This is a genomic window from Streptococcus oralis subsp. oralis, assembly GCF_002096495.1.
Classification (GTDB): Bacteria; Bacillota; Bacilli; order Lactobacillales; family Streptococcaceae; genus Streptococcus; species Streptococcus oralis_CU.
Map to the genome: position 1 here is coordinate 263,726 of NZ_NCUO01000010.1, position 25,177 is coordinate 288,902.

The window sequence follows — 25,177 nt, forward strand, 5'->3', positions numbered from 1 at the left end:
GTAAGTTAGAGATATTTCAAGTATGTAGAGGTATAAGGTTGGAAAATTGTGTTTATATTATTTCAGGTCCCCCAGGCGTTGGAAAGAGCACCGTCAGCAAAGAGTTGGCCTATTCTTTTGACAAAAGTGCAGTTATAGAGGGCGACATGATTTACTTAATGATTAAAGGAGGTCTCGTAGCTCCTTGGGAAGATGATGGATTTTACATGGATTTATTCTGGGATAATATCATCAGTCTGACCAATAATTTCTTGGATCGTGGCGTTACTGTCGTGATAGAGTATGTCATATTTGAAGATCAACTGAAGAAAATTGCAGCCTTCTTAAAAGAAAAACGAATTAAGCTAAAATATTGTGTCCTAATGGCTCAAGAAGAAACCTTGAAAGATAGGGATTCTTCTCGAAAAGAAATTGAGAGAACGGGCGATTTATCAATCCAAGCAAGAAATGAGTTTCTAGCTAAAAATAGTGAGAAACATCATTTTCTATTCACGGATGATTTAGATGTCAAGGAAACGGTAAACATCATTAAAACTTCAAATCAATTTTTAATTTCTGAACAGTAAAAGACAGAGAGAGTAAGGGTATAGAAACTAAGACTCTCCCTGTTTTTTTGTTGGATTTTTGTTGTAAAGTGCTCCAAATAAGACCAGTTTTTACAAGAAGAAGGGGTACTATCTAATGGAGAATTGCCAAAAGTAGAAAAAGTAAGGTAGAGAATTTTTTTCGTTATAGAAATCAGTAAACAAAGCTGGATTTAGCTGTTCTAGGTCGGCTTTTTTGTGCTATACTTAAGATATGCATAGAAAAACAGTGATTGATTTTAGAGCTTTGGGGGAGAGATACACTTTTACCCAGCCGATTAAAGAGTTAAAAACGAGAGATTTAGCAGAAGTGGCGGATTTGCTAGCACAAGTGGAAAGCTACCAAGAGCAAGGCTATTATGTGGTGGGCTACGTTAGTTACGAGGCTGCACCTGCATTTGAGGAGAAATTAGCAGTTCATAAAGCTCCTTTACTGGGCGAGTATCTGCTATATTTTACAGTTCATGATAGGGTAGAAACATCGCCTATTCCTCTGACTTATGAGGAAGTAGATCTGCCTTCAAAGTGGCAAGAAGTAACATCTGCGACAGACTATGAAAAGGCGATTGCCCAGATTCACCATCATTTGCGTCAGGGGGATACCTACCAGGTCAACTACACTGTCCAACTCAAGCAAGACCTAAGTGCCAATCCCTTTGCCATCTACAATCGCATGGTGGTAGAACAGGAGGCGGGCTACAATGCCTATGTTGAACATGACGAGATGGCGGTGATTTCCATGAGCCCAGAGCTCTTTTTTGAGCAAAATGACCGTGAATTAACGACTCGCCCAATGAAAGGAACAACCCAGCGGGGAGTGACTGACCAAGAAGACCTTGCCCAAGCTAGCTGGCTAGAACAGGATCCTAAAAATCGCTCTGAAAATATGATGATTGTGGATCTTTTGCGCAACGATATGAACCGTATTTCTGAGGTGGGGAGTGAGCACGTGGAGCGTCTTTGCCAAGTGGAGCAGTATTCGACTGTTTGGCAGATGACGTCGACCATCAAGAGTCAGTTACGACCGGATGTTGACCTAGTTGAAATCTTCCGTTCGCTCTTTCCATGTGGATCCATAACGGGAGCTCCCAAAATTGCGACCATGGAAATCATCAAGGACTTGGAGCCACAACCCAGAGGAGTCTACTGCGGAACGATTGGTCTCTTGCTTCCAAATGGGCGCCGGATTTTTAATGTCGCCATTCGAACTATTCAACTCTACAAGGGTCAAGCCATCTATGGAGTTGGAGGCGGGATTACTTGGGATAGCACCTGGGAGTCTGAATACCGTGAAGTTCATCAAAAGGCGGCTGTTCTCTATCGTAAACAAGCTCGTTTCAAACTGATTACAACTGGGAAAATCAGCCAGAAGCGTTTACCATTTGAAGATCAACATCTGGAAAGACTGACAAAGGCGAGTCGTTATTTTGCCTTTCCTTTTGATCCGGAAGACTTGAGACAAAAGATAGAGATGGAGTGTCAGGCCTGTGATTCCCACCAAGACTACCGTTTGCGAATAATCCTCAGCAAATCTGGAGAGATAGAACTCAGTCGCCAAATCTTAGCACCCCTCAGTCCAAGTTTCTGCAAAGCCAAACTTTGTCTGCAAGAAGCAGATTTGAATCAATCATTTACCTACTTCAAAACCACTCACAGACCGCACTTGAGCTTAGGGGAACAGGAAATCATTTACCATAATGTGGTAGGAGAGCTATTAGAAACCTCTATTGGAAATCTGGTCTTAAAAATTAATGGTAAGCTCTACACACCGCCTATCAGTCTAGGGATTTTGCCAGGAATTTACCGCCAGCATTTGCTGGAAAGAGGACAGGTAGAGGAAAAAGTTCTGACTTTGGCAGACTTGAACCAAGCAGAAGCTATCTATGGCTGTAACGCAGTCAGAGGTTTGTATGAGTTGGAAGTGAATCCTAAATGATTCTTTAAATTTAAAAACAACATGATAAATATGTTAAATAATTTGAATTGTTGAATTAAGTTTGATAAAATAAAAAGAAAACGATGTCCTTTTAAAGGAGGAAATGATGAAAAAAACTTTTCTTTTAAAAACTAGTCTAGCTAGTTTATCTGTTTTGACAATACTTGCTCAACCGACTTTTGCTAATGATACAATTCACTTTTCTAGTTGCACAGAAGCATGGCAAAATGGCTACTCTGATATTCATAGAGGAGAGCCTGGATATTCTTCTAGACTAGACAAAGATGGTGACGGAGTTGCCTGTGAACGCTCAAAAGCCCCTCGAGGTGTTTTTAAACCACGTCAATCTCATTCTCAATCTAGTCGAACAACTAGTGGTTGGGTGAATCGTGACGGTGCTTGGTATTACCTCAAATCCGACGGATCATATGTTACAAACAGCTGGCAAGGAAATTACTATCTCAAGTCCGATGGCAAGATGGCTAAAAATGAATGGCTTTATGACAACGTCTACCAAGGCTGGTATTACCTCAAATCAGATGGTACTTATGCAAAAAACAGCTGGCAAGGTAATTATTATCTCAAGTCAAATGGTAAGATGGCTAGTAGCGAGTGGGTGTATGATGGAGGTTACCAAGGCTGGTATTACCTCAAATCAGATGGTACTTATGCAAAAAACAGTTGGCAAGGAAATTACTATCTCAAGTCCGATGGTAAGATGGCTAAAAGCGAGTGGATTTATGATGGAGGCTACCAAGGCTGGTATTACCTCAAATCTGATGGATCATATGCTAAAAGCAGTTGGCAAGGAAATTATTATCTCAAGTCCGATGGTAAGATGGCTAAAAGCGAGTGGATTTATGATGGAGGCTACCAAGGCTGGTATTATCTCAAATCTGACGGATCATATGCTAAAAGCAGTTGGCAAGGAAATTACTATCTCAAGTCCGATGGTAAGATGGCCAAGAATGAATGGGTTGATGGTGGACGTTACTTTGTAGGTTCTGATGGCTTATGGCAAAATCAGTCAGTTAGCCAGTCCAGCTCTAACCAGACTAAAACAGACTATGCAAATGCTCTTGAGAAAGCAAAAAATTACAATTCGTGGGCAAATATGTCTAAGAAGCGTTTGTACAAACAATTGACTTCTCAATATGGAGAAAAATTTACAAGTGATGCCGCACAATATGCCATCGATCATTTGAATGCAGACTATAAGGCAAATGCCTTAGCAAAGGCTAAAATTTACCAAAAACAATTTAATAAATCGAAAGATGCAATATACGATCAGTTGGTTTCGCCTTATGGTGAAGAATTTACTGAAGAAGAAGCTAACTATGCCATTCAACATTTGGGTGACTAATTATTTAGAATAACTATTTTAACACTGATTGATAAGTCAAGTGCAACAAAGTTGTTCCTCTAATTAAGAGAGTATCTTTAAAGCTGTTTGAGTGAGCTCAAACAGCTTTTTTGCGGACTATAGCCAAGTTCAAAATAGAAGCTTCTCCTATTGTCTTTCCACTCAGAACAGAATGGATTTTCCAATTTCAAAAAGGGGTTGGAGTTTATAGGTGTGAACAAAGGCATCTATGCTATGTCCCGTTGGTTTCTCTCCCATTACTTCTGTAAATTCTTTCAGAAAGTCGTCCAATAAACGATATAGTTTCAAATAATAGCTGGCTTCTCTAGCACACTGATAACAGTTATGGGTAGCATCTGCATAATGGTGTAGGTAATAGATTTTCTGCCCATTGACTTATTTCACTTATGTTATGGAACCACGATTCATTTTACGAGTAATAGTAGAGCAGTTTCCCCCAGTCTACGAGCAAACTCAGCAGGTTTGAGTCCTAAGTTTAAATAAGCTTCAATTTCTAGTCGCTCAGCTTCAGATAAGTGCTTGTATAAGAATAATTAGTGGACATGTTCATCTTCTTTTATACTGTTTTTCGCAACTCTAGTATATCAGATGAACATGTCTTTTGTGTTGCACTTCATTTTAAAATAGGGCTTTCATAAATAGTTATTATTTGAGTGTAAAAAAAATTAAGTATATGGTATACTATAGGTATAAATCATTAAAAATAATGGAGATTTTTATGAAAAAATCAAAAAAATTTTTAGTAACCAGCTTAGCAACTGCAACACTGGGACTTATTTCATTTGCGGATACAACTGGAGACTTTCCTTTCTCGGCTCAGCATGTTTCTGCTCAAGAAAAGGATGCATCTAAAAATGGTAAGGTTGTAAAAGAGAATACAACTTCGGCGTCAAATCAAGCTGAGAAATCAAAAACACCAGCGCAAAATCCAGCTGAGAAACCAAAAACACCAGCACCGAAACCAGAACCAAAGCCAGCGCCGAAACCAGCTGAGAAACCGAAAACACCAGCACAAAAACCTGCTGAGAAACCTAAAAATACAAGTCCTAAAGAGGATAAGTCCAAATCTACAGCTCAGTCTGGTTGGGTAGGCTCATCGTACTATGAAAATGGTACTAAAGTTACTAATAAGTGGATTTTTGATAAAAAAGCTAATTCTTATTTCTATCTAAATGCTTCGGGAAACTATGTCCAAAATGCTTGGGTAGGCAATTACTATCTTAAATCAGATGGTAAAATGGCTAAGAGTGAATGGATTTATGATAAAAACTATGGATCCTATTATTATCTAACCGCAGAAGGTAGCTACGCTCGAAACGCATGGGTAGGTAATTACTATCTAAAATCAGACGGGAAGAGAGCTAAAAATGAATGGATTTATGACAATAACTATGGGTCATACTATTATTTAACAGGAGAAGGCAGCTACGCTCGCAACACATGGGTAGGCAATTACTATCTTAAATCAGATGGTAAGATGGCTAAAGCTGAGTGGATTTATGACAAAAACTATGGATCCTATTATTATCTAACAGCAGAAGGCAGCTACGCTCGCAACAAATGGGTAGGTAATTACTATCTAAAATCAGATGGTAAGATGGCCAAAAATGAATGGGTAGATGGTGGTCGTTATTATGTAGGAGACGATGGTCTGTGGCAACCAAAACCAGCGCCAAAGCCAGCACCAAAACCAGCTGAGAAACCGAAAACGCCAGCACCAAAACCAGCTGAGAAACCGAAAACGCCAGCACCAAAACCAGCTGAGAAACCGAAAACGCCAGCACAAAAACCTGCTGAGAAACCAAAAACACCAGCACAAAAACCTGCTGAGAAACCAAAAACACCAGCACCAAAACCAGCTGAGAAACCGAAAACACCAGCACCGAAACCAGCTGAGAAACCGAAAACACCAGCACAAAAACCTGCTGAGAAACCAAAAACACCAGCACCAAAACCGACTGAAAAAGCTAAAGAAACAACTCCTAAACAGGATAAATCACAATCTAAAGTTCAGTCTGGCTGGGTAGGAAATTACTACCTCAAATCAGATGGAAAGAGAGCTAAAAATGAATGGGTAGATGGTGGTCGTTATTATGTTGATTCTGATGGAAAAAAGGTTAAAAGTGACTGGATTTATGATAAAAACTATGGTTCCTATTATTATCTAACAGCAGAAGGAAGCTCTGCTCGTAATAAATGGGTAGGTAGATATTATCTCAAATCAGATGGTAAGATGGCCAAGAATGAATGGGTAGATGGCGGTCGTTACTATGTGGGATCAGATGGTGAAATGGTTAGGGGCAAATGGGTAGATGGTGGCCGTTACTATGTAGGATACGATGGTGTGCGGCAACCAAAACCGGCAGATGGGAATCCATACTCAGCAGCTTTAAAGAAAGCAAAAGATTATAATTCGTTTTCACATATGTCAAAAAAAGCTCTCTATGAGCAATTAACGTGGCATGGTTTTTCAGGTTCAGCAGTGCAGTATGCCATCAATCACTTGAATGCAGATTACAAAGCAAATGCCTTAATTCAAGCAAGAAAGTATACCGATTTATCGAAGACAAAAATTTATGAGAGGCTAACTTCTCCTTGGATTGGAAGATTTACAAAAGAAGAAGCAAACTATGCCATTCAAAAACTAGATTTAGCACCAGAAGGAAGCATTGCCCGCAATAAATGGGTAGGATACTATTATTATAAATCAGATGGAAAGATAGCCAAGAATGAATGGGTAGATGGTGGCCGTTACTATGTGGGATCAGATGGTGAAATGGCTAGGGGCAAATGGGTAGATGGTGGCCGTTACTATGTAGGATACGATGGTGTGCGGCAACTAAAACCGGCAGATGGGAACCCGTACAATGCTGCTTTAAGTAAAGCGAAAAGTTATAATTCGTCTGTACATATGTCAAAAAAAGCTCTCTATGACCAATTAGCGTGGCATGGTTTTTCAAGTTCAGCAGTGCAGTATGCCATCGATCACTTGAATGCAGATTACAAAGCAAATGCCTTAATTCGAGCAAGAGAATACCGAAAGAATACCAATTTATCAAAGACAAAAATTTATGAGAGGCTAACTTCTCCTTGGAATGGACAATTTACAAAAGAAGAAGCAAACTATGCAATTCAACATTTAGGTGACTAATTTTTACAAATAGTGAAGCAAATGAGATGTTTTAATTTTGGCTTGTAGCCTGCAAACCTTTGCACAAAAGAGACGATTTTGTTATACTATATCTGTAAGCATTTTCAATTAAAAAGGAGAAGACGATGAGTCAAAAGATTATTGGGATTGACCTTGGTGGAACATCTATCAAGTTTGCAATTTTAACTCAAGAGGGAGAAATCCAAGAAAAATGGTCTATCAAGACTAATATTTTGGATGAAGGAAGCCATATCGTAGATGATATGATTGAGTCTATTCAACATCGTTTGGACTTGCTTGGATTGTCAGCCACAGACTTCCGAGGGATTGGGATGGGATCACCTGGTGTGGTTGACCGTGAAAAAGGAACTGTTATCGGTGCCTACAACCTCAACTGGAAAACCCTTCAACCAATTAAAGAAAAGATTGAAAAAGCCTTGGGGATTCCATTCTTCATTGATAATGATGCCAACGTAGCTGCTCTTGGTGAGCGTTGGATGGGGGCTGGTGAGAACCAACCGGATGTTGTCTTTATGACACTTGGTACAGGTGTTGGTGGCGGTATCGTGGCAGAAGGCAAATTGCTTCACGGTGTTGCTGGAGCGGCAGGTGAGCTTGGCCATATCACTGTTGACTTTGACCAACCAATCGCATGTACCTGTGGTAAAAAAGGCTGTCTTGAGACAGTTGCTTCTGCAACAGGGATTGTCAACTTGACTCGTCGATATGCAGATGAATACGAAGGCGATGCGGCCTTGAAACGCTTGATAGACGACGGTGAAGAAGTAACAGCAAAAACTGTCTTCGACCTTGCAAAAGAAGGGGACGACCTTGCCTTGATCGTTTACCGTAACTTCTCACGTTACTTGGGTATCGCTTGTGCTAATATCGGCTCCATCCTCAACCCTTCAACGATTGTTATCGGTGGTGGGGTGTCAGCTGCAGGAGAATTCCTTCTACAAGGTGTTCAAAAAGTCTACGACGAAAATACCTTCCCACAAGTACGCACATCTACTAAATTGGCTCTTGCAACTCTAGGAAATGACGCTGGAGTTATCGGAGCAGCATCACTTGTATTGCAATAAGATAATAAAAAGGGGAAAAACACTACTTTAAAGCCAGTGATTTTCCTCCTTTCTTTTTTTATGCTATACTAGTTAGGACAATAAATGAGGTGAGAGTAAATGACAAAAGCTGATACGATTTTTAAAGAGAATATTGAACGAATCCTCAAAGACGGTGTCTTTTCTGAGCAGGCTCGTCCCAAGTACAAGGATGGGACTGTTGCCAACTCCAAGTACATAACGGGTGCCTTTGCAGAGTATGATTTGTCAAAAGGTGAATTTCCCATCACAACCTTGCGACCCATTGCAATCAAATCCGCCATCAAGGAAGTACTCTGGATTTACCAAGATCAGTCTAATAGCCTAGAAGTGTTAAACAGTAAGTACAATGTTCACTACTGGAATGACTGGGAAGTGGGAGATACGGGAACCATCGGTGAACGCTATGGGGCGGTCGTTAAGAAACACGATATCATTAATAAGATTCTCAAGCAGTTGGAAGCCAATCCCTGGAACCGCCGCAATATCATCTCACTCTGGGATTACCAAGCATTTGAGGAGACAGACGGCCTCCTTCCATGCGCCTTTCAGACCATGTTTGATGTCCGTCGCGTTGATGGGGAAATCTATCTGGATGCGACCTTGACCCAGCGCTCTAATGATATGCTGGTGGCTCACCATATCAATGCCATGCAGTATGTGGCTCTTCAAATGATGATTGCCAAGCATTTTGGCTGGAAGATTGGGAAGTTTTTCTATTTTATCAACAACCTCCATATCTATGATAATCAGTTTGAACAAGCTCAGGAATTGCTCCGTCGTGAGCCGTCAAACTGCCAACCTCGTTTGGTTTTAAATGTTCCTGATGGGACTAATTTCTTTGATATCAAAGCGGAAGACTTTGAGTTGGTTGACTATGATCCGGTCAAGCCACAACTGAAGTTTGATTTGGCTATTTAAGAAAATAAAAAGAAGTTGAGATTTCTCAACTTCTTTTGTTGCTTAATGTGATACGCGGCGGCGAGCTGCTTTTTTGCGGTTTTCTTCGATGAAAGCTGCTTTTTGCTCTTCTGGCTCAATCACTTTCTTTTTAATTGCGTATACTGCACCTGCAACGGCAGCGACAGTTCCTGCGACACCTGTTACAAGACCTTTAGCGAATCCTTTAGCCATGAGTCTTCCTCCTTTATCTTCTCGATCAGCCAGGCTCCCCAAGTGGTAGCATTTTTCTGACTGACCTTTTTGTGATATAATAATAGTAACGAAAAAATGGAAATTTTTCAAGGAAAAAAGATGAAAACAAAAATAATTGTGATTGTTGGACCGACTGCTGTTGGGAAGACAGCCCTTGCTATTGAAGTGGCCAAGCGCTTTGGTGGAGAGGTGGTTAGTGGTGACAGTCAGCAAGTATACAGAAGGCTAGATATTGGGACGGCCAAGGCTAGCCCAGAGGAGCAAGCTGCTGTTCCTCATCATTTGATTGATGTCAGAGAGGTGACCGAGTCTTACTCGGCTTTTGATTTTGTTTCAGAAGCTAAGAAGGCTATTGAGGATATTCAAAGCCGTGGCAAGCTAGCCATTATAGCTGGTGGAACTGGGCTTTATATTCAGAGCTTGCTGGAAGGCTACCATCTAGGTGGAGAGACACCTCATGAGGAGATATTAGCCTATCGAGCTAGTTTAGAGCCTTATTCAGATGAGGAATTAGTCCATCTCGTGAAGCAAGCAGGCCTTGAAATTCCCCAGTTTAACCGTCGTCGTGCCATGCGTGCCTTGGAAATTGCCCATTTTGGTAAGGATTTGAAAAATCAGGAAAGTCCTTATGAAGCTTTGATTATCTGCTTGGATGATGAACGCAGTCAGCTTTATGAACGTATCAACCGTCGAGTAGATCTGATGTTTGAGGCTGGACTTTTGGATGAGGCTAAGTGGCTCTTTGACCATTATCCAGATGTGCAGGCAGCCAAAGGCATTGGCTACAAGGAACTCTTTCCTTATTTCCGTGGGGAGCAAACTCTTGAGGAAGCCAGCGATAGTCTCAAACAGGCAACCCGCCGTTTTGCTAAGCGTCAGTTGACCTGGTTCCGTAATCGCATGCAGGTGACCTTTTATCAGATAGGAGAGCCTGGAGTTCAAAACCGCATTTTAAGCCAGATTGAGGAGTTTTTAAATGATTGAAACGGAGAAAAAAGAGGAACGTGTCCTACTCATCGGTGTGGAATTGCAGGGCATGGACAATTTTGACCTCTCCATGGAAGAATTGGCCAGTCTGGCTAAGACAGCTGGGGCCGTCGTTGTGGATAGCTACAGGCAAAAACGGGAAAAGTATGACTCCAAGACCTTTGTCGGCTCTGGTAAGTTGGAAGAGATTGCGCGGATGGTGGATGCAGAAGAAATTACCACAGTCATTGTCAATAACCGCTTAACTCCACGGCAAAATGTCAATCTAGAAGAAGTTCTCGGTGTCAAGGTCATAGACCGTATGCAGTTGATTCTGGATATCTTTGCCATGCGGGCTCGAAGCCATGAAGGAAAACTCCAAGTTCATTTGGCTCAGCTCAAGTATCTCTTGCCTCGCTTGGTTGGTCAGGGGATTATGCTCAGCCGTCAGGCAGGGGGAATTGGTTCCCGTGGTCCAGGTGAAAGCCAGCTGGAATTGAATCGTCGTAGTGTTCGTAATCAAATCACAGATATCGAGCGCCAGCTCAAGGTGGTAGAGAAAAATCGGGCAACAGTTAGAGAAAAACGTCTGGAGTCGAGTACCTTTAAGATTGGTTTGATTGGCTACACCAATGCTGGGAAATCAACCATCATGAACACCTTGACCAGCAAGACCCAGTATGAGGCTGACGAGCTCTTTGCGACCCTGGATGCGACAACTAAGAGTATCCATCTGGGGGGCAATCTTCAGGTTACCTTGACTGATACGGTTGGGTTTATCCAAGATTTGCCGACTGAATTGGTGTCCAGTTTCAAGTCAACCTTGGAAGAAAGCAAGCATGTGGACCTTCTGGTGCATGTCATTGATGCCAGCAATCCTTACCACGAGGAGCATGAAAAAACGGTTCTGTCTATCATGAAAGACTTGGATATGGAGGATATTCCTCGACTGACCCTTTACAATAAAGCGGATTTGGTGGAGGATTTCACGCCTACTCAAACGCCGTATGCCCTCATTTCTGCCAAGTCTGAGGATAGTCGTGAGAACTTGCAAGCATTGTTTTTGGAGAAGATCAAGGATATTTTTGAAGTCTTTACCCTGCGCGTGCCTTTTTCAAAATCCTACAAGATACATGATCTAGAAAGTGTAGCGATTCTGGAAGAGCGCGACTATCAAGATGATGGAGAAGTGATTACAGGCTACATTTCTGAGAAAAACAAATGGAGGTTAGAGGAATTTTATGACTGATATTAAAACTTTGGCTCTAAAGTATGGAGGTTATACAAGTCTGGATAAGGTCTATCTGGATCAACTTCTAGCTGGCAAAACAGAACAAGAGCAGTTGGCTCTCATCACACCTCCGCCGAGTGTCGTCAATGCTTACTTTGCTGAACTCTACCAGAAAAAGAGCCCTGAAGCTGCGACGGATTATTTTTCAGAACTCAGTCAGGAACTAAATCTCTACAATGTTGAACCAAGTTTCACCTTTGAAAATAAGCCTTTTATTCGTCTTAATTTATCTGGCAAATCCTTTGGCTTTTGCTATGAGAGTGAGGGCTTGGGGCGGATCTTCTCTGAAAATGAAGAGGAAATCTCGGATGACTTGCTTTTTGAGATTGCGCAAATTTTCCCTCATCAACTCGTCTTTGAAGAATCTGGAAAGATTTACATGAATCCTGTCGGAGATGAGGAAGTTGTTAGTGTGGAAAGTCTCACAGCCTTAACAGACTTGGAAATTTTAGCAGATGGTCGTAAACGTCTCAAAGGCTACAGCCAAGAGGATTTATTGCAAGAAGCTGCTGCTTTTTCTGGAAAGCGCTATTTCCGATCGGAAAACCGCACAGCCATGTTATATATTGATTAATTAGAAAGTATCGAATGGATATTCAATTTTTAGGAACAGGGGCTGGTCAGCCCTCTAAAGCCCGCAACGTTTCAAGTCTCGCCCTGAAACTCTTGGACGAGATTAACGAAGTTTGGCTCTTTGACTGTGGAGAAGGAACGCAAAATCGCATTCTGGAAACCACAATCCGACCACGTAAGGTCAGCAAAATCTTTATCACTCACCTGCATGGAGATCATATCTTTGGCTTGCCAGGATTCCTTTCTAGTCGTGCCTTTCAGGCCAATGAAGAGCAGACAGATTTGGACATCTATGGACCGCAAGGAATCAAGTCCTTTGTCTTAACCAGCCTTCGTGTGTCAGGCTCTCGTCTGCCTTACCGCATTCATTTTCATGAGTTTGACCAAGATTCTCTAGGGAAAATCTTTGAGACCGATAAATTCACTGTGTATGCAGAGGAGCTGGACCACACTATTTTCTGCGTTGGTTATCGTGTCATGCAAAAGGATCTAGAAGGGACCTTGGATGCTGAAAAACTTAAGGCTGCTGGTGTTCCATTTGGTCCGCTTTTTGGAAAGATCAAAAACGGCCAGGACGTTGTTCTCGAAGATGGAACTGAAATCAAGGCAGCAGACTATATCTCAGCTCCCCGTCCAGGTAAGATTATCACCATTCTGGGTGACACCCGTAAAACCAATGCTAGTGTGCGTTTAGCTGTCAATGCCGATGTCCTTGTCCATGAGTCGACTTATGGCAAGGGAGATGAAAAAATTGCTCGCAATCACGGTCACTCAACCAATATGCAGGCAGCACAAGTAGCAGCAGAAGCCAGTGCTAAGCGCCTCTTGCTCAACCATATCAGTGCCCGCTTCCTATCAAAGGATATTAGTCAGCTTAAGAAAGATGCAGCTAGTATTTTTGAGAATGTCCATGTCGTCAAAGACTTGGAAGAGGTTGAGTTATAATGTTACAGTTCGTTGAGAGGGAATTAAGATGACTGTTGAAAATCGTTTATTGGATAAAGCGGATTGGTATTTTGAGAATGCCTTAACCAACTACTTGCACAGCTATTCATTACAAAAAGAAGAGTTAACTCAAAAAGATTATCGGGAGATTTATCGTTGGGCTGCGAATCATATCGGTTTTTTCGTTACTTGGCTCATCCTGCATGATGCAAAAGAATTGATGTTTCCTGATGAAGAAACGGTATTCCAAAGTGTAAAAAACGAGCAAACTTTGGGTGTTGATTATCTTTTAGACTGGTGCGATGGTAAACTGGGAACAATGGATATTACAAAGGATTTTCAGGCTTTTGTAAATGACTATTATGAACATCAGTATATGGATGATTATTCCGAATTTGTAGTCAATGACTTATATGACTTGCCTTTAGAATTTTTAGGTAGCTGGGAGGATTATCATCTGTTTGCTCCTGTCATTGATCAAGCCTATGCTCATTATTTAGCTGGAAAAAGATTTCATTAAATTGATCAAAACTTTGAAAGGAATAGAGATGCGTACCATCATCATCACTGGGGCAAGCGGTGGCTTAGCCCAAGAAATGGTCAAACTCTTGCCAAATGACCAACTCATCTTACTAGGTAGAAACAAGGAAAAACTAGCCCAACTATATGCAAAGCATCCTCATGTAGAATGGATTGAAATCGATATTACTGATGACTCAGCCCTAGAAGCTCTGGTAGCTGACCTCTATCTCCGTTATGGCAAGATTGATGTCTTGATTAACAATGCTGGCTATGGAATTTTTGAAGATTTCGACAAGATCTCTGATCAAGACATTCACCAGATGTTTGAGGTCAATACCTTTGCCCTGATGAATCTGTCTCGTCGTCTTGCAGCTCGTATGAAAGAAAGCCGAAAAAGCCATATCATCAATATCGTCAGCATGGCAGGATTGATTGCAACAGCTAAGTCCAGCCTTTACTCAGCAACCAAATTTGCGGCTATTGGATTTTCAAATGCGCTGCGCCTCGAACTGATTCCCTACGGTGTCTATCTAACGACGGTTAATCCAGGTCCAATCCGCACAGGATTTTTTGACCAGGCTGACCCAGATGGGACCTACCTCAAGTCGGTTGATCGATTTCTCTTAGAACCAGATGCAGTGGCTAGAAAGATTGTCAAAATCATAGGAAAAAACAAACGGGAACTCAATCTACCAGTTTTGTTGAACCTAGCCTATAAGTTTTATACCCTCTTTCCCAAATTAGCCGATAAGTTGGCAGGGGGAATCTTTAATTATAAGTAAAAGGAGTTCCTTACAAAAGGAACTTTTTTTATACTATTGAACTGAGTGTCAAAAATTTGTTTGTTTTTGTTCTAAATCTACATTCACTTTTTTTGAGTCTTCTACAAATTTTAGAAAAAACAATCAAAAATATGATTTTTGTGTTTAGGGTATTGAAATTTCCTATATTATTTTATAAAATAAGGGTAAAAGGCTATGAAAAAGTAATGCGCTTACAAATAAATGGAAGCGGTTACTAAAGGAGGATTTTATGGAAAAAGGCCATTGGAATCGTAAAAGAGTCTACAGCATTCGTAAGTTTGCCGTAGGCGCTTGCTCTGTCATGATTGGAACCTGTGCGGTTCTATTTGGAGGAAGTGTCATTGGAGAATCACCAGTTTTCGCGGATGAAACTCCAATTACTCACACTGTTGAACAAGCAAAAGAGGAAAGTCCGGCAGTGGAGGAAAAAGAAAATCAAGCTGTAGCAGAGCACAAGGATGCTGCAAGTGTCGACCAAAGTCAAGCTGCTCCAATTGAAGCAAGCAAACCAGAGGTGAAAGAAGAGGAACCTGTAGCTCCAAAAGAGGAGAAAGCATCTCTAAAACCTGAAGAAACAGCTCCAAAGGTAGAATCTCAAGCTTCAAGTCAAGAAAAGCCTGTCAAGGAAGAGTTGAAAGCTGCGACAAATGAAGAAGTGAATCAAATGATTGAAGATAGAAAAGTGAATTTTAATCAAAATTGGCACTTTAAACTCAATGCGAATCCTAAAGAAGCTGTGAAATCAGATGCCGATGTATCAACATGGCAAAAATTGGATCTCCCACACGACTGGAGTATCTTTAACGATTTTGACCATCAGTCACCTGCCCAAAACGAGGGTGGACAGCTCAATGGTGGTGAAGCTTGGTATCGCAAGACCTTTAAACTTGATGAAAAAGATCTCAAGAAAAATGTTCGTGTGACCTTTGATGGTGTCTACATGGACTCTCAAGTCTATGTCAATGGTCAGTTAGTGGGGCATTATCCAAATGGTTATAACCAGTTCTCATACGATATCACAAAATATCTTCACAAAGATGGTCGTGAGAATGTGATTGCTGTCCATGCGGTTAACAAACAGCCAAGTAGCCGTTGGTACTCAGGTAGTGGTATCTACCGTGATGTGACCTTGCAAGTGACAGATAAGGTTCATGTTGAGAAAAATGGAACAACTATCTTAACACCAAAACTTGAACAACAGCAACATGGCAAGGTTGAAACTCATGTAGCCAGCAAGATTGTCAATACAGACGATAAAGACCATGAACTGGTGGCAGAGTATCAAATCGTTGAACGTGGTGGTCAGGCTGTAACAGGCTTGGTTCGTACAGCGAGCCGTACCTTGAAAGCACATGAGTCAACAAGTCTTGATGCGATTCTAGAAGTTGAACAACCAAAACTCTGGACCGTTTTAAATGACAAACCTGCCTTGTATGAACTGGTTACGCGTGTTTACCGTGATGGTCAATTAGTCGATGCTAAGAAAGATTTGTTTGGTTACCGTTACTATCATTGGACTCCAAATGAAGGTTTCTCTTTGAATGGTGAACGAATTAAATTCCATGGTGTTTCCTTGCACCATGACCACGGAGCGCTTGGAGCAGAAGAAAATTATAAAGCAGAATACCGTCGTCTCAAACAAATGAAGGAGATGGGCGTTAACTCCATCCGTACAACTCATAACCCTGCAAGTCCACAGACCTTGCAAATCGCAGCAGAACTTGGTTTGCTGGTTCAGGAAGAGGCCTTTGATACGTGGTATGGTGGCAAGAAACCATATGACTACGGACGTTTCTTTGAAAAAGATGCCACTCACCCAGAAGCTAGAAAAGGTGAAAAATGGTCTGACTACGATCTTCGTACCATGGTCGAAAGAGATAAAAATAACCCAGCTGTCTTCATGTGGTCTATCGGAAACGAAATCGGTGAAGCCAATGGTAATGCTCACTCTCTTGCAACGGTTAAACGCTTAGTAAAAGTGATTAAAGATGTTGATACTACACGTTATGTTACCATGGGAGCAGATAAGTTCCGCTTTGGTGATGGTAGCGGTGATCATGAGAAAATTGCTAATGAACTGGATGCAGTTGGTTTCAACTATTCAGAAGACAACTACAAGAAACTTCGTGCGAAACATCCAAACTGGTTGATTTACGGTTCCGAAACATCTTCAGCTACCCGTACACGTGGAAGTTACTATCGCCCTGAACAGGAATTGAAACATAGTAACGGACCTGAGCGTCATTACGAACAGTCTGACTATGGTAATGACCGAGTTGGCTGGGGTAAAACGGCAACAGATTCATGGACGTTTGATCGTGACAACGCTGGCTATGCTGGACAGTTTATCTGGACAGGTACGGACTATATCGGTGAACCTACACCATGGCACAACCAAAACCAAACTCCCGTTAAGAGCTCTTACTTTGGTATCGTAGATACAGCGGGTATTCCAAAACATGACTTCTACCTCTACCAAAGCCAATGGGTTTCTGTCAAGAAGAAACCAATGGTTCACCTTCTTCCTCACTGGAACTGGGAGAATAGAGACTTGGCCTCTAAAGTAGAAGATGCACAAGGAAAGATTCCAGTTCGCGCTTACTCTAATGCTGCAAGTGTTGAATTGTTCTTGAACGGTCAATCTCTCGGTGTTAAAAAGTTCAACAAAAAACAAACTAGTGATGGTCGTACCTACCAAGAAGGTGCCAATGCTAAGGAACTCTATCTTGAGTGGAAGGTTGCTTACCAACCAGGTACCTTAGAAGCAGTAGCTCGTGATGAAGCTGGTAAAGAAATTGCACGTGACAAGATTACCACTGCAGGTCAACCTGCAGGTGTTCGTCTCATCAAGGAAGAACACGCAATCGCTGCAGATGGAAAAGACTTGACTTACATCTACTATGAAATCGTAGACAGCCAAGGAAATGTGGTACCAACTGCCAATAATTTGGTTCGTTTCCAATTGCATGGACAAGGTCAACTGGTTGGTGTTGATAATGGGGAACAAGCCAGCCGTGAACGCTACAAGGCACAACCTGATGGTTCTTGGATCCGCAGAGCCTTTAACGGTAAAGGGGTTGCCATTGTTAAATCAACTGAGCAAGCAGGTAAATTCACCCTTACTGCCCACTCTGATCTCTTGAAATCGGACCAAGTCACTGTCTTTACAGGTAAGAAAGAAGGACAAGAAAAAACTGTTTTAGGTACAGAAGTACCAAAAGTACGTACTGTTATTGAGAAAGAGCCAAAAATGCCGAAGACAGTCGGTTTTATCTACAGTGATGGCAGTCGTGAAAAACGTCCAGTCACTTGGTCTTCAGTTGATGTGAGCCAAGCAGGAGTTGTGACTGTTAAAGGTATGGCAGACGGACGCGAAGTTGAGGCCCGTGTCGAAATTCTAGCAATCGCAAATGAGCTTCCAACTGTTAAGCGTGTTGCTCCAGGAACAGACTTGAGCGCTGTTGATAAATACGTTTCTATTGCTGTTACGGATGGAAGCGTACAAGAATACGAAGTTGATAAGTGGGAGATTTCGGAAGCAGATAAAGCTAAACTGTCAGTTGCAGGATCACGTATTCAAATGACTGGCCAACTAGGAGGAGAAACCATTCATGCTACTCTTGTGGTAGAAGAAGGCAATCCTGTGGCACCTGCAGTACCAACTGTAACGGTTGGTGGCGAATCTGTCACTGGTCTTACTACTCAAAATCCAATGCAATATCGAACTCTTGCTTACGGTGCATCCTTGCCAGAAGTTGTAGCAAGTGCTGAAAATGCGGATGTTACTGTAGTCCAAGCAAGTGCAGCAAACGGCATGCGTGCAAGCATCTATGTTCAACCAAAAGATGGTGGACCTCTTCAAACCTATGCAATTCAATTCCTTGAAGAAGCACCGAAAATTGACCACTTGAGCCTACAAGTGGAGCAAGCTGACGGTCTTAAAGAAGACCAAACAGTGAAATTGTCTGTACTCGCTCACTATCAAGACGGAACACAAGCAGTTTTACCAGCTGATAAAGTAAACTTCTCTACAAGTGGTGAAGGGGAAGTCGCAGTTCGTAAAGGAATGCTTGAGTTACATAGGCCAGGAACAGTCACTCTCAAAGCAGAATATGAGGGGGCTAGAGGTCAAATCGATCTCACGATCCAAGCCAACACAGAGAAGAAGATTGCGCAATCTATTCGTCCAGTGAACGTAGTAACAGACTTGCATCAAGAACCAAGCCTTCCAGCAACAGTAACAGTTGAGTATGACAAAGGTTTCCCTAAAGCCCACAAAGTCACATGGCAAGCCATTCCAAAAGAAAAACTCGACTCCTATCAAACCTTTGAAGTTCTAGGTAAAGTTGAAGGTATTGACCTTGAGGCGCGTGCAAAAGTCTCTGTAGAAGGCATCGTTTCAGTTGAAGAAGTCAGTGTGACGACACCAATCGCAGAAGCACCACAATTACCAGAAAGTGTTCGTACCTACGATTCAAATGGTCACGTTTCATCAGCTAAGGTTACATGGGATACGATTCGTCCAGAGCAATACGCCAAGGAAGGTGTCTTTACAGTTAATGGTCGCCTAGAAGGTACGCAATTAACAACTAAACTTCATGTTCGCGTATCTGCTCAAACTGAGAAGGGGGCAAATATTTCTGACCAATGGACCGGATCAGAATTGCCACTTGCCTTTGCTTCAGACTCAAATCCAACTGATCCTGTTTCAAATGTCAACGATAAATTGATTTCCTTTAATGACCGCCCAGCTAACCGTTGGACAAACTGGAACCGTACTAATCCAGAAGCTTCAGTTGGTGTCCTATTCGGAGATTCAGGTATTTTGAGCAAACGTTCAGTTGATAATCTAAGTGTCGGATTCCACGAAGACCACGGAGTTGGTGTACCGAAGTCTTATGTGATTGAATATTATGTCGGTAAGACCGTTCCAACAGCCCCTAAAAACCCTAGCTTTGTAGGTGAGGAAAACCATGCCTTTAACGATCCTGCAAACTGGAAAGAGGTAAGCAATCTCAAAGCACCAGCTCAATTAAAAGCTGGAGAAATGAATCATTTCAGCTTTGATAAAGTTGAGACCTATGCGGTTCGCATTCGTATGGTTCGACTTGATAGCAAGAAAGGAACGTCTATCACAGAAGTACAAATTTTTGCGAAACAAGTTGCGGCAGCTAAACAAGGACAAACAAGAATCCAAGTTGACGGTAAAGACTTAGCAAACTTTAACCCAGATTTGACAGACTACTACCTTGAGTCTGTAGATGGAAAAGTTCCTGCAGTAACAGCAAGTGTTAGCAACAATGGTCTCGCCACCGTCGTTCCAAGTGTTCGTGAAGGTGAGCCAGTTCGTGTTATCGCGAAGGCTGAAAATGGTGATATCCTAGGAGAATACCGTCTACACTTTACAAGCAATAAAGACTTGCTCTCTCGTAAACCAGTTGCCGCGGTCAAACAAGCTCGCTTGCTACAAGTAGGGCAACCGCTTGAATTGCCAACTAAGGTTCCTGTTTATTTCACAGGTAAAGACGATTACGAAACAAAAGACTTGGCAGTAGAATGGGAAGAAGTTCCAGCAGAAAAGCTGACAAAAGCAGGTCAATTTACCGTTCGAGGTCGTGTCCTTGGTAGTGATCTTGTTGCTGAGTTCACTGTACGAGTGACAGACAAACTTGGCGAAGCTCTTTCAAATAACCCAGAGTATGATGAAAATAGTAACCGCGCCTTTGCTTCAGCCACTAACGACATTGATAGAAACTCCCATGACCGTGTGGACTATCTCAATGACGGAAATCATTCAGAAAATCGTCGTTGGACAAACTGGTCTCCAACACCATCTTCTAATCCAGAAGTATCAGCAGGTGTGATCTTCCGTGAAAATGGTAAGATTGTAGAACGGACTGTAGCGCAAGCCAAACTTCACTTCTTTGCAGATAGTGGTACAGATGCCCCATCTAAACTCGTTTTGGAACGTTATATTGGCCCAGAGTTTGAAGTGCCTACCTACTATTCTAACTACCAAGCCTACGATGCAGCTCATCCATTTAACAATCCAGAAAATTGGGAAGCTGTGCCTTATCGTGCGGATAAAGACATCGCAGCTGGTGATGAAATCAACGTAACATTTAAAGCTGTCAAAGCCAAAGCCATGAGATGGCGTATGGAGCGTAAAGCAGACAAGAGCGGTGTTGCGATGATTGAGATGACCTTCCTTGCACCGAGTGAATTACCTCAAGAAAGTACGCAATCGAAGATTCTTGTGGATGGAAAAGAACTTCCTGACTTCGCTGAAGATCGTCAAGACTATCAAATCACCTATAAAGGTCAACATCCAAAAGTCTCAGTCGAAGAAAGTAATCAAGTAGCTTCAACAGTTGTAGATAGCGGAGACGATAGCCTTCCAGTACTTGTTCGCCTTGTTTCGGAAAGTGGAAAACAAGTCAAGGAATACCGTATCCAGTTGACCAAGGAAAAACCAATTTCTGAGAAGACAGTTGCTGGTGAACAAGAAGAACTTCCAAAACTCGAATTTGTTGAAAACGATTTGGCCTACAAGACAGTTGAGAAAAAGGATTCAACGCTGTATCTAGGAGAAACTCGTGTAGAACAAGAAGGAACAGTTGGTAAAGAACGTATCTTTACAGTGATTAATCCTGATGGAAGTAAGGAAGAAAAACTTCGCGAAGTGGTAGAGGCTCCGACAGACCGCATCGTCTTGGTCGGAACAAAACCAGGAACCTCTCTTCCAGAAGACGAAGTGAAGAACCTTGTCCTCGAAAGGCCCGAACTTGTAGTTGAAGAAGAAACCATCGACTTCAAGGTTCAGGAGCGTAAGTCTGATAAGTTGTATCTAGGAGAAACTCGTGTCCTCCAAGAAGGAAAACAAGGTGTCCGTCTTCACTTGATTGAAGTGGAAAATGGAAAACGTCAGCTTAAAGAAACTTACGATAAAGTCGTTGCTCAAGATCGTATTGTAGAAGTTGGTACTAAACCAGGAACTTCTCTTCCAGAAGATGAAGTGAAGAACCTCGTTCTTAATCTTCCAGAGCTTATCTCAGAAGAAGAAATCATTGATTTCAAAGTTCAGGAACAAAAGAATGACAAACTTCCAGCAGGTCAAACTCGCATCCTTCAAGAAGGAAGACAAGGTATCCGTGTTCACTTAATCGAAGTTGAAAATGGCAAGCGAACTGAAAAAGAAAGCTATGATAAAGTTATGGCTCAGAATCGCATCGTCGAAGTTGGTACAGCTGGTGAAACGACCAAACCAGTACCTCAAGAAGCAACAAAACCACAAGTATCAGAAAAAGCAGATACAAAAGAAATTGCTTCAAGTAAAGCTAATCAAGCTCAAAAAGAGCAGTTGCCAAATACAGGAAGTGCAGCAAGCCAAGCAGCAGTAGCAGCAGGTTTAGCTCTTCTCGGTTTGGGGGCAGGATTAGTCGCCACTAAAGGCAAAAAAGAAGATTAGAGGCACTAGCTAGAATATGAATCTAGCGGTGACTAAGAAAGACCAGGTTTTCCTGGTCTTTTTTATGACAGAAAAATCATTTAGTAATGTTGGCATAAACAATGCCATTCTAAAAGACGTATTTAAATAAGTGAAAATGCATTTTTAAAATAAAATGTGCAAAAAAATACTGTTTATCGTATTTGTTTTTAACTGGTATATACTGGCTTGTCAACGAGTAAATTTAAAGGAAAAGGATCATTTCTTAATAGAGAGAAAAAAATAAATTATTCTGTAAAAATTTGTTTGATAGTCCTAGCCTTTTTTTCGATAGTATGATAAAATGTGGTTGTAATGTAGTTAATACGGTTCATTTTTAAAAAGGTGAACGGTGATTAGTTGGGGACAATCAATTAGCTTACAATTACATTGTACATTTACAATTGAATATTATGAGAAAGGAAGATCACATGAACAAAAAAATAAGATCTTGGATTCAGATCGTTATTCTTTGTTTGGGAGTTATTCTCCAATCATTTGCTCCTCTGACGCAAGTACGTGCGGCAGAGTATAATGATGTTATCACTAGTGTAGGTGTTGAGAACAAATCTGGTGAAGCATTAACGCAAGGATTGGATATTTGGCAAGAATTCCGTCTTACTGCAGATTTTGTTTTGCCAGATAATACGGTGCATGAAGGTGATACAACAACACTTCAATTGCCATCAGAGATTGCATTTTCAAACTCTTCAGACATTGAATTACGAGATGCTTCTAACAATCTTGTAGCTACTGGTCGTTTAGATGCAGCTAGCAAAACAATTACTCTCACTTATACAAAATTTGTTGAGAATAATTCTGGCGTTAGGGGGAAATTCTTTGTCTATGTCCGAGTTGACCATGACGTTGTTTCAGAAGAAAAAGACGTTGATGTCAACATTACTGTAGGACATAGAGTTCTATTTGCAGGGAAAATCCGTTATAACGGCCCTCCAGGGAAATACGACTCTAAAATTGAAAAGAGTTCCTTCCAATTCAAGGATGACGAGAAAAATGTAATCCGTTATAACATTACTGTAAACCGCAATATGGCGAACTACAGTGATGTCACTATCAAAGATGCTTTCTCTTCTCCAAATATGACATTCCTACCAGATACTTTTCGAATTTACAAAGTAGATTGGAGTTGGAATAACGGAGACTGGAAATGGACTAATGCTCGGGATATGACCGAAACCTTTAAAAACCAACTAGTGGTAAATGCGAATGGTGATGGTTTCACCCTTCCTTTAGGAGATACTAATGGTTTTGGTTATATGATCGAGTATCGAGCTAAAGCGAATTATGATCTAGTCGATGGTGAGGAAATCACGAACGTAGCCAACATGAGCTACAATGGTAGTGAGAATGAACAATCAACAAGCACACGTACCTACCAGATTGCAGGTGGTGTTGCGGAAGGATATGTTTTCACCATTAAAATTCATAAGGTAGACGAAGCAGGCCAACCATTGCAAGGCGCAGTTTTTGAAGTAATTCGTGATCGTAACCAAGCTGTTGTTGGACGATTGACAACAGGTCCTGATGGTAACGCTAGTGTAGGCAAATTGTTGCGAGACAACTATACAATTCGTGAAGTAACGGCTCCTCTTGGCTATGACAAATTAACTGAAGATATTAAAATTTCTCCAGATGAGTTTGGTTCAGACAAATCAGTAGAACGTCGAATTGAAAATAAGAAGACACCTCCGAAGACTCCAATTGAAAAAGAGATTACTTTCAAAAAGGTGGATCCAAATGGAAAAGAAATTCCAGGAGCGGAACTGAAAATCTATAGTGGAGATACAGTCAATCTTGAAGAGGCACCTGTTGCAGACTGGACTACTGTAGCTGACACTTCTAAAGTGATTAAGCTGGCACCAGGGACCTACACTCTAAGAGAGTTCAATGCTCCAGAGGGATATCAAATTGTAGGAGATATTACTTATACTGTTAATGCTGACGGTTCTATCACTATTAAGAATAAGGGAGCTGATGACACTGTTCTTGCAGCTGGTCCAGTTCTGACTATTACCGATAAAGAGGATACTAGTCCAAAACCAATTACCTTCAGTAAGGTAAACCTTGGAGGAAATGAAATCCCAGGTGCACAGATTAAGATCTACAAGGGCGATAAGGCAGAAGGTACAGCTGTAGAAAGCTGGACATCCGAAGCTGGTAAATCTAAAGAATTGAGCTTAGCACCAGGTACATACACTTTCCATGAGGAAGCAGCCCCAACTGGTTACCTCAAAGTAACGGATATCACTTTCCAAGTTAAACCTAACGGTACTGTTGAAGTGACAAAAGTAGGTGAAAAAGATTCTAAAGGTGAAGACAATCGTGTTGTAGCCCAAAATTCAACTCTGACAGTTACTGATAAAGATGACGATGTAGCTCGTAAAATCACGTTCAGTAAAATTAGTCTTGGTGGGGTTGAAATCGCAGGAGCACAAATCAAGATCTTCAAAGGCGATAAGGCAGAAGGCACAGCCGTAGAAAGCTGGACTTCAGAAGCTGGTAAGTCTAAAGAATTGAGCTTAGCACCAGGTACATACACTTTCCATGAGGAAGCAGCCCCAACTGGTTACCTCAAAGTAACGGATATCACTTTTAAAGTTAACTATGACGGAACAGTTAAAGTGACGAATGTTGGTACTAAGGATGCTAAAGGCGAGGACAATACTGTCGTAACCGATGGTTCAACAATCAAAGTCACTGATAAAGATGATGATCTTCCACGTAAGATTACCTTCAGTAAGGTTAGCCTTGGTGGAACAGAAATCGCTGGCGCACAAATCAAGATCTACAAGGGCGACAAGGCAGAAGGCACAGCTGTAGAAAGCTGGACATCTGAAGCTGGTAAGTCTAAAGACTTGAACTTGGCCCCAGGAACTTACACTTTCCATGAGGAAGCCGCTCCAACAGGTTACCTCAAAGTAACAGATATTACTTTCAAAGTGAAAACTGACGGAACAGTAGAAGTAACCAATGTCGGCGAAAAAGACTCTAAGGGTGAAGACAACAAAGTCGTAACCAATGGCTCAACTGTTACAGTAACGGATAAAGACGATGACTTACCACGTAAGATTACCTTCAGCAAGGTTAGCCTTGGTGGAACAGAAATCGCAGGCGCTCAAATCAAGATCTACAAGGGCGATAAGGCAGAAGGCACAGCCGTAGAAAGCTGGACTTCAGAAGCTGGTAAGTCTAAAGATCTCAACTTGGCTCCAGGAACTTACACCTTCCATGAGGAAGCAGCCCCAACTGGTTACCTC

Annotated in this window: 14 protein-coding genes and 3 pseudogenes; 15 read left to right on the forward strand and 2 right to left on the reverse strand. The window is 41.6% G+C overall.

The genetic code is table 11. From position 1 onward, the window contains the following. The first annotated feature begins 38 nt into the window (after positions 1-38). The 4 genes and pseudogenes from B7717_RS03530 to B7717_RS09825 form a co-directional block, all read left to right on the forward strand. Positions 39-566: an AAA family ATPase gene (locus B7717_RS03530; RefSeq protein ID WP_084944210.1), complete on the forward strand. Its 528-nt coding sequence runs from the start codon at positions 39-41 to the stop codon at positions 564-566. Between the two features lie 232 nt (positions 567-798). Further along, a complete protein-coding gene (pabB, locus tag B7717_RS03535; protein WP_084944211.1) occupies positions 799-2,520 on the forward strand; it encodes an aminodeoxychorismate synthase component I in 1,722 nt (573 codons plus the stop codon). Positions 2,521-2,626: 106 nt separating this feature from the next. Beyond that, a pseudogene (locus tag B7717_RS03540) lies at positions 2,627-3,712 on the forward strand (Ltp family lipoprotein); the annotation flags it as partial. 30 nt (positions 3,713-3,742) lie between these two features. Beyond that, a pseudogene (locus B7717_RS09825) lies at positions 3,743-3,883 on the forward strand (Ltp family lipoprotein); the annotation flags it as partial. A 198-nt stretch (positions 3,884-4,081) separates the two neighbouring features. Here the strand turns inward: B7717_RS09825 and B7717_RS03545 are convergent. After that, positions 4,082-4,454: pseudogene (locus B7717_RS03545) on the reverse strand (helix-turn-helix domain-containing protein); the annotation flags it as partial. 168 nt (positions 4,455-4,622) lie between these two features. Between B7717_RS03545 and B7717_RS03550 the strand changes: the two are divergent. From B7717_RS03550 to B7717_RS03560, 3 genes are all read left to right on the forward strand, one after another. Then, positions 4,623-7,055: an Ltp family lipoprotein gene (locus tag B7717_RS03550; protein ID WP_084944212.1), complete on the forward strand. Its 2,433-nt coding sequence runs from the start codon at positions 4,623-4,625 to the stop codon at positions 7,053-7,055. A gap of 125 nt (positions 7,056-7,180) precedes the next feature. Next, positions 7,181-8,140, forward strand: coding sequence for an ROK family glucokinase (locus B7717_RS03555; protein ID WP_000078551.1), 960 nt, complete (start codon positions 7,181-7,183; stop codon positions 8,138-8,140). A 99-nt stretch (positions 8,141-8,239) separates the two neighbouring features. After that, positions 8,240-9,079, forward strand: a complete 840-nt coding sequence (locus B7717_RS03560) for a thymidylate synthase (protein ID WP_084944213.1) — start codon at positions 8,240-8,242, stop codon at positions 9,077-9,079. A 42-nt stretch (positions 9,080-9,121) separates the two neighbouring features. Here the strand turns inward: B7717_RS03560 and B7717_RS03565 are convergent, their stop codons facing one another. Further along, a complete protein-coding gene (locus B7717_RS03565; protein ID WP_001051782.1) occupies positions 9,122-9,292 on the reverse strand; it encodes a DUF3042 family protein in 171 nt (56 codons plus the stop codon). A gap of 120 nt (positions 9,293-9,412) precedes the next feature. Between B7717_RS03565 and miaA the strand changes: the two genes are divergently transcribed. From miaA to B7717_RS03605, 8 genes are all read left to right on the forward strand, one after another. Next, on the forward strand, positions 9,413-10,297 hold the full coding sequence (miaA, locus tag B7717_RS03570) for a tRNA (adenosine(37)-N6)-dimethylallyltransferase MiaA (protein ID WP_000850175.1): 885 nt from the start codon (positions 9,413-9,415) through the stop codon (positions 10,295-10,297). After that, positions 10,290-11,528 carry a GTPase HflX gene (gene hflX / locus B7717_RS03575; RefSeq protein WP_084944214.1) on the forward strand — a complete coding sequence of 413 codons (1,239 nt, stop codon included), beginning with the start codon at positions 10,290-10,292 and terminating at the stop codon, positions 11,526-11,528. The genes miaA and hflX overlap by 8 nt, the downstream gene beginning before the upstream one ends. Further along, positions 11,521-12,144, forward strand: a complete 624-nt coding sequence (locus tag B7717_RS03580) for a cystathionine beta-lyase (RefSeq protein ID WP_084944215.1) — start codon at positions 11,521-11,523, stop codon at positions 12,142-12,144. The genes hflX and B7717_RS03580 overlap by 8 nt, the downstream gene beginning before the upstream one ends. Positions 12,145-12,158: 14 nt before the next feature. Continuing rightward, entirely contained in the window at positions 12,159-13,088 is a 930-nt protein-coding gene (rnz, locus tag B7717_RS03585; RefSeq protein WP_000354317.1) for a ribonuclease Z, read from the forward strand. A gap of 28 nt (positions 13,089-13,116) precedes the next feature. Further along, positions 13,117-13,608, forward strand: coding sequence for a DUF7832 domain-containing protein (locus B7717_RS03590; protein ID WP_049479826.1), 492 nt, complete (start codon positions 13,117-13,119; stop codon positions 13,606-13,608). Positions 13,609-13,636: 28 nt separating this feature from the next. Continuing rightward, complete coding sequence (locus B7717_RS03595) at positions 13,637-14,392, forward strand: SDR family NAD(P)-dependent oxidoreductase (protein ID WP_084944216.1); 756 nt, start codon at positions 13,637-13,639, stop codon at positions 14,390-14,392. Between the two features lie 250 nt (positions 14,393-14,642). Continuing rightward, positions 14,643-21,881, forward strand: a complete 7,239-nt coding sequence (bgaA, locus tag B7717_RS03600; protein WP_084944217.1) for an LPXTG-anchored adhesin/beta-galactosidase BgaA — start codon at positions 14,643-14,645, stop codon at positions 21,879-21,881. 449 nt (positions 21,882-22,330) lie between these two features. After that, positions 22,331-25,177, forward strand: a 2,847-nt coding sequence (locus B7717_RS03605; protein WP_084944218.1) for a SpaA isopeptide-forming pilin-related protein, incomplete at its 3' end; no start/stop codon positions are given.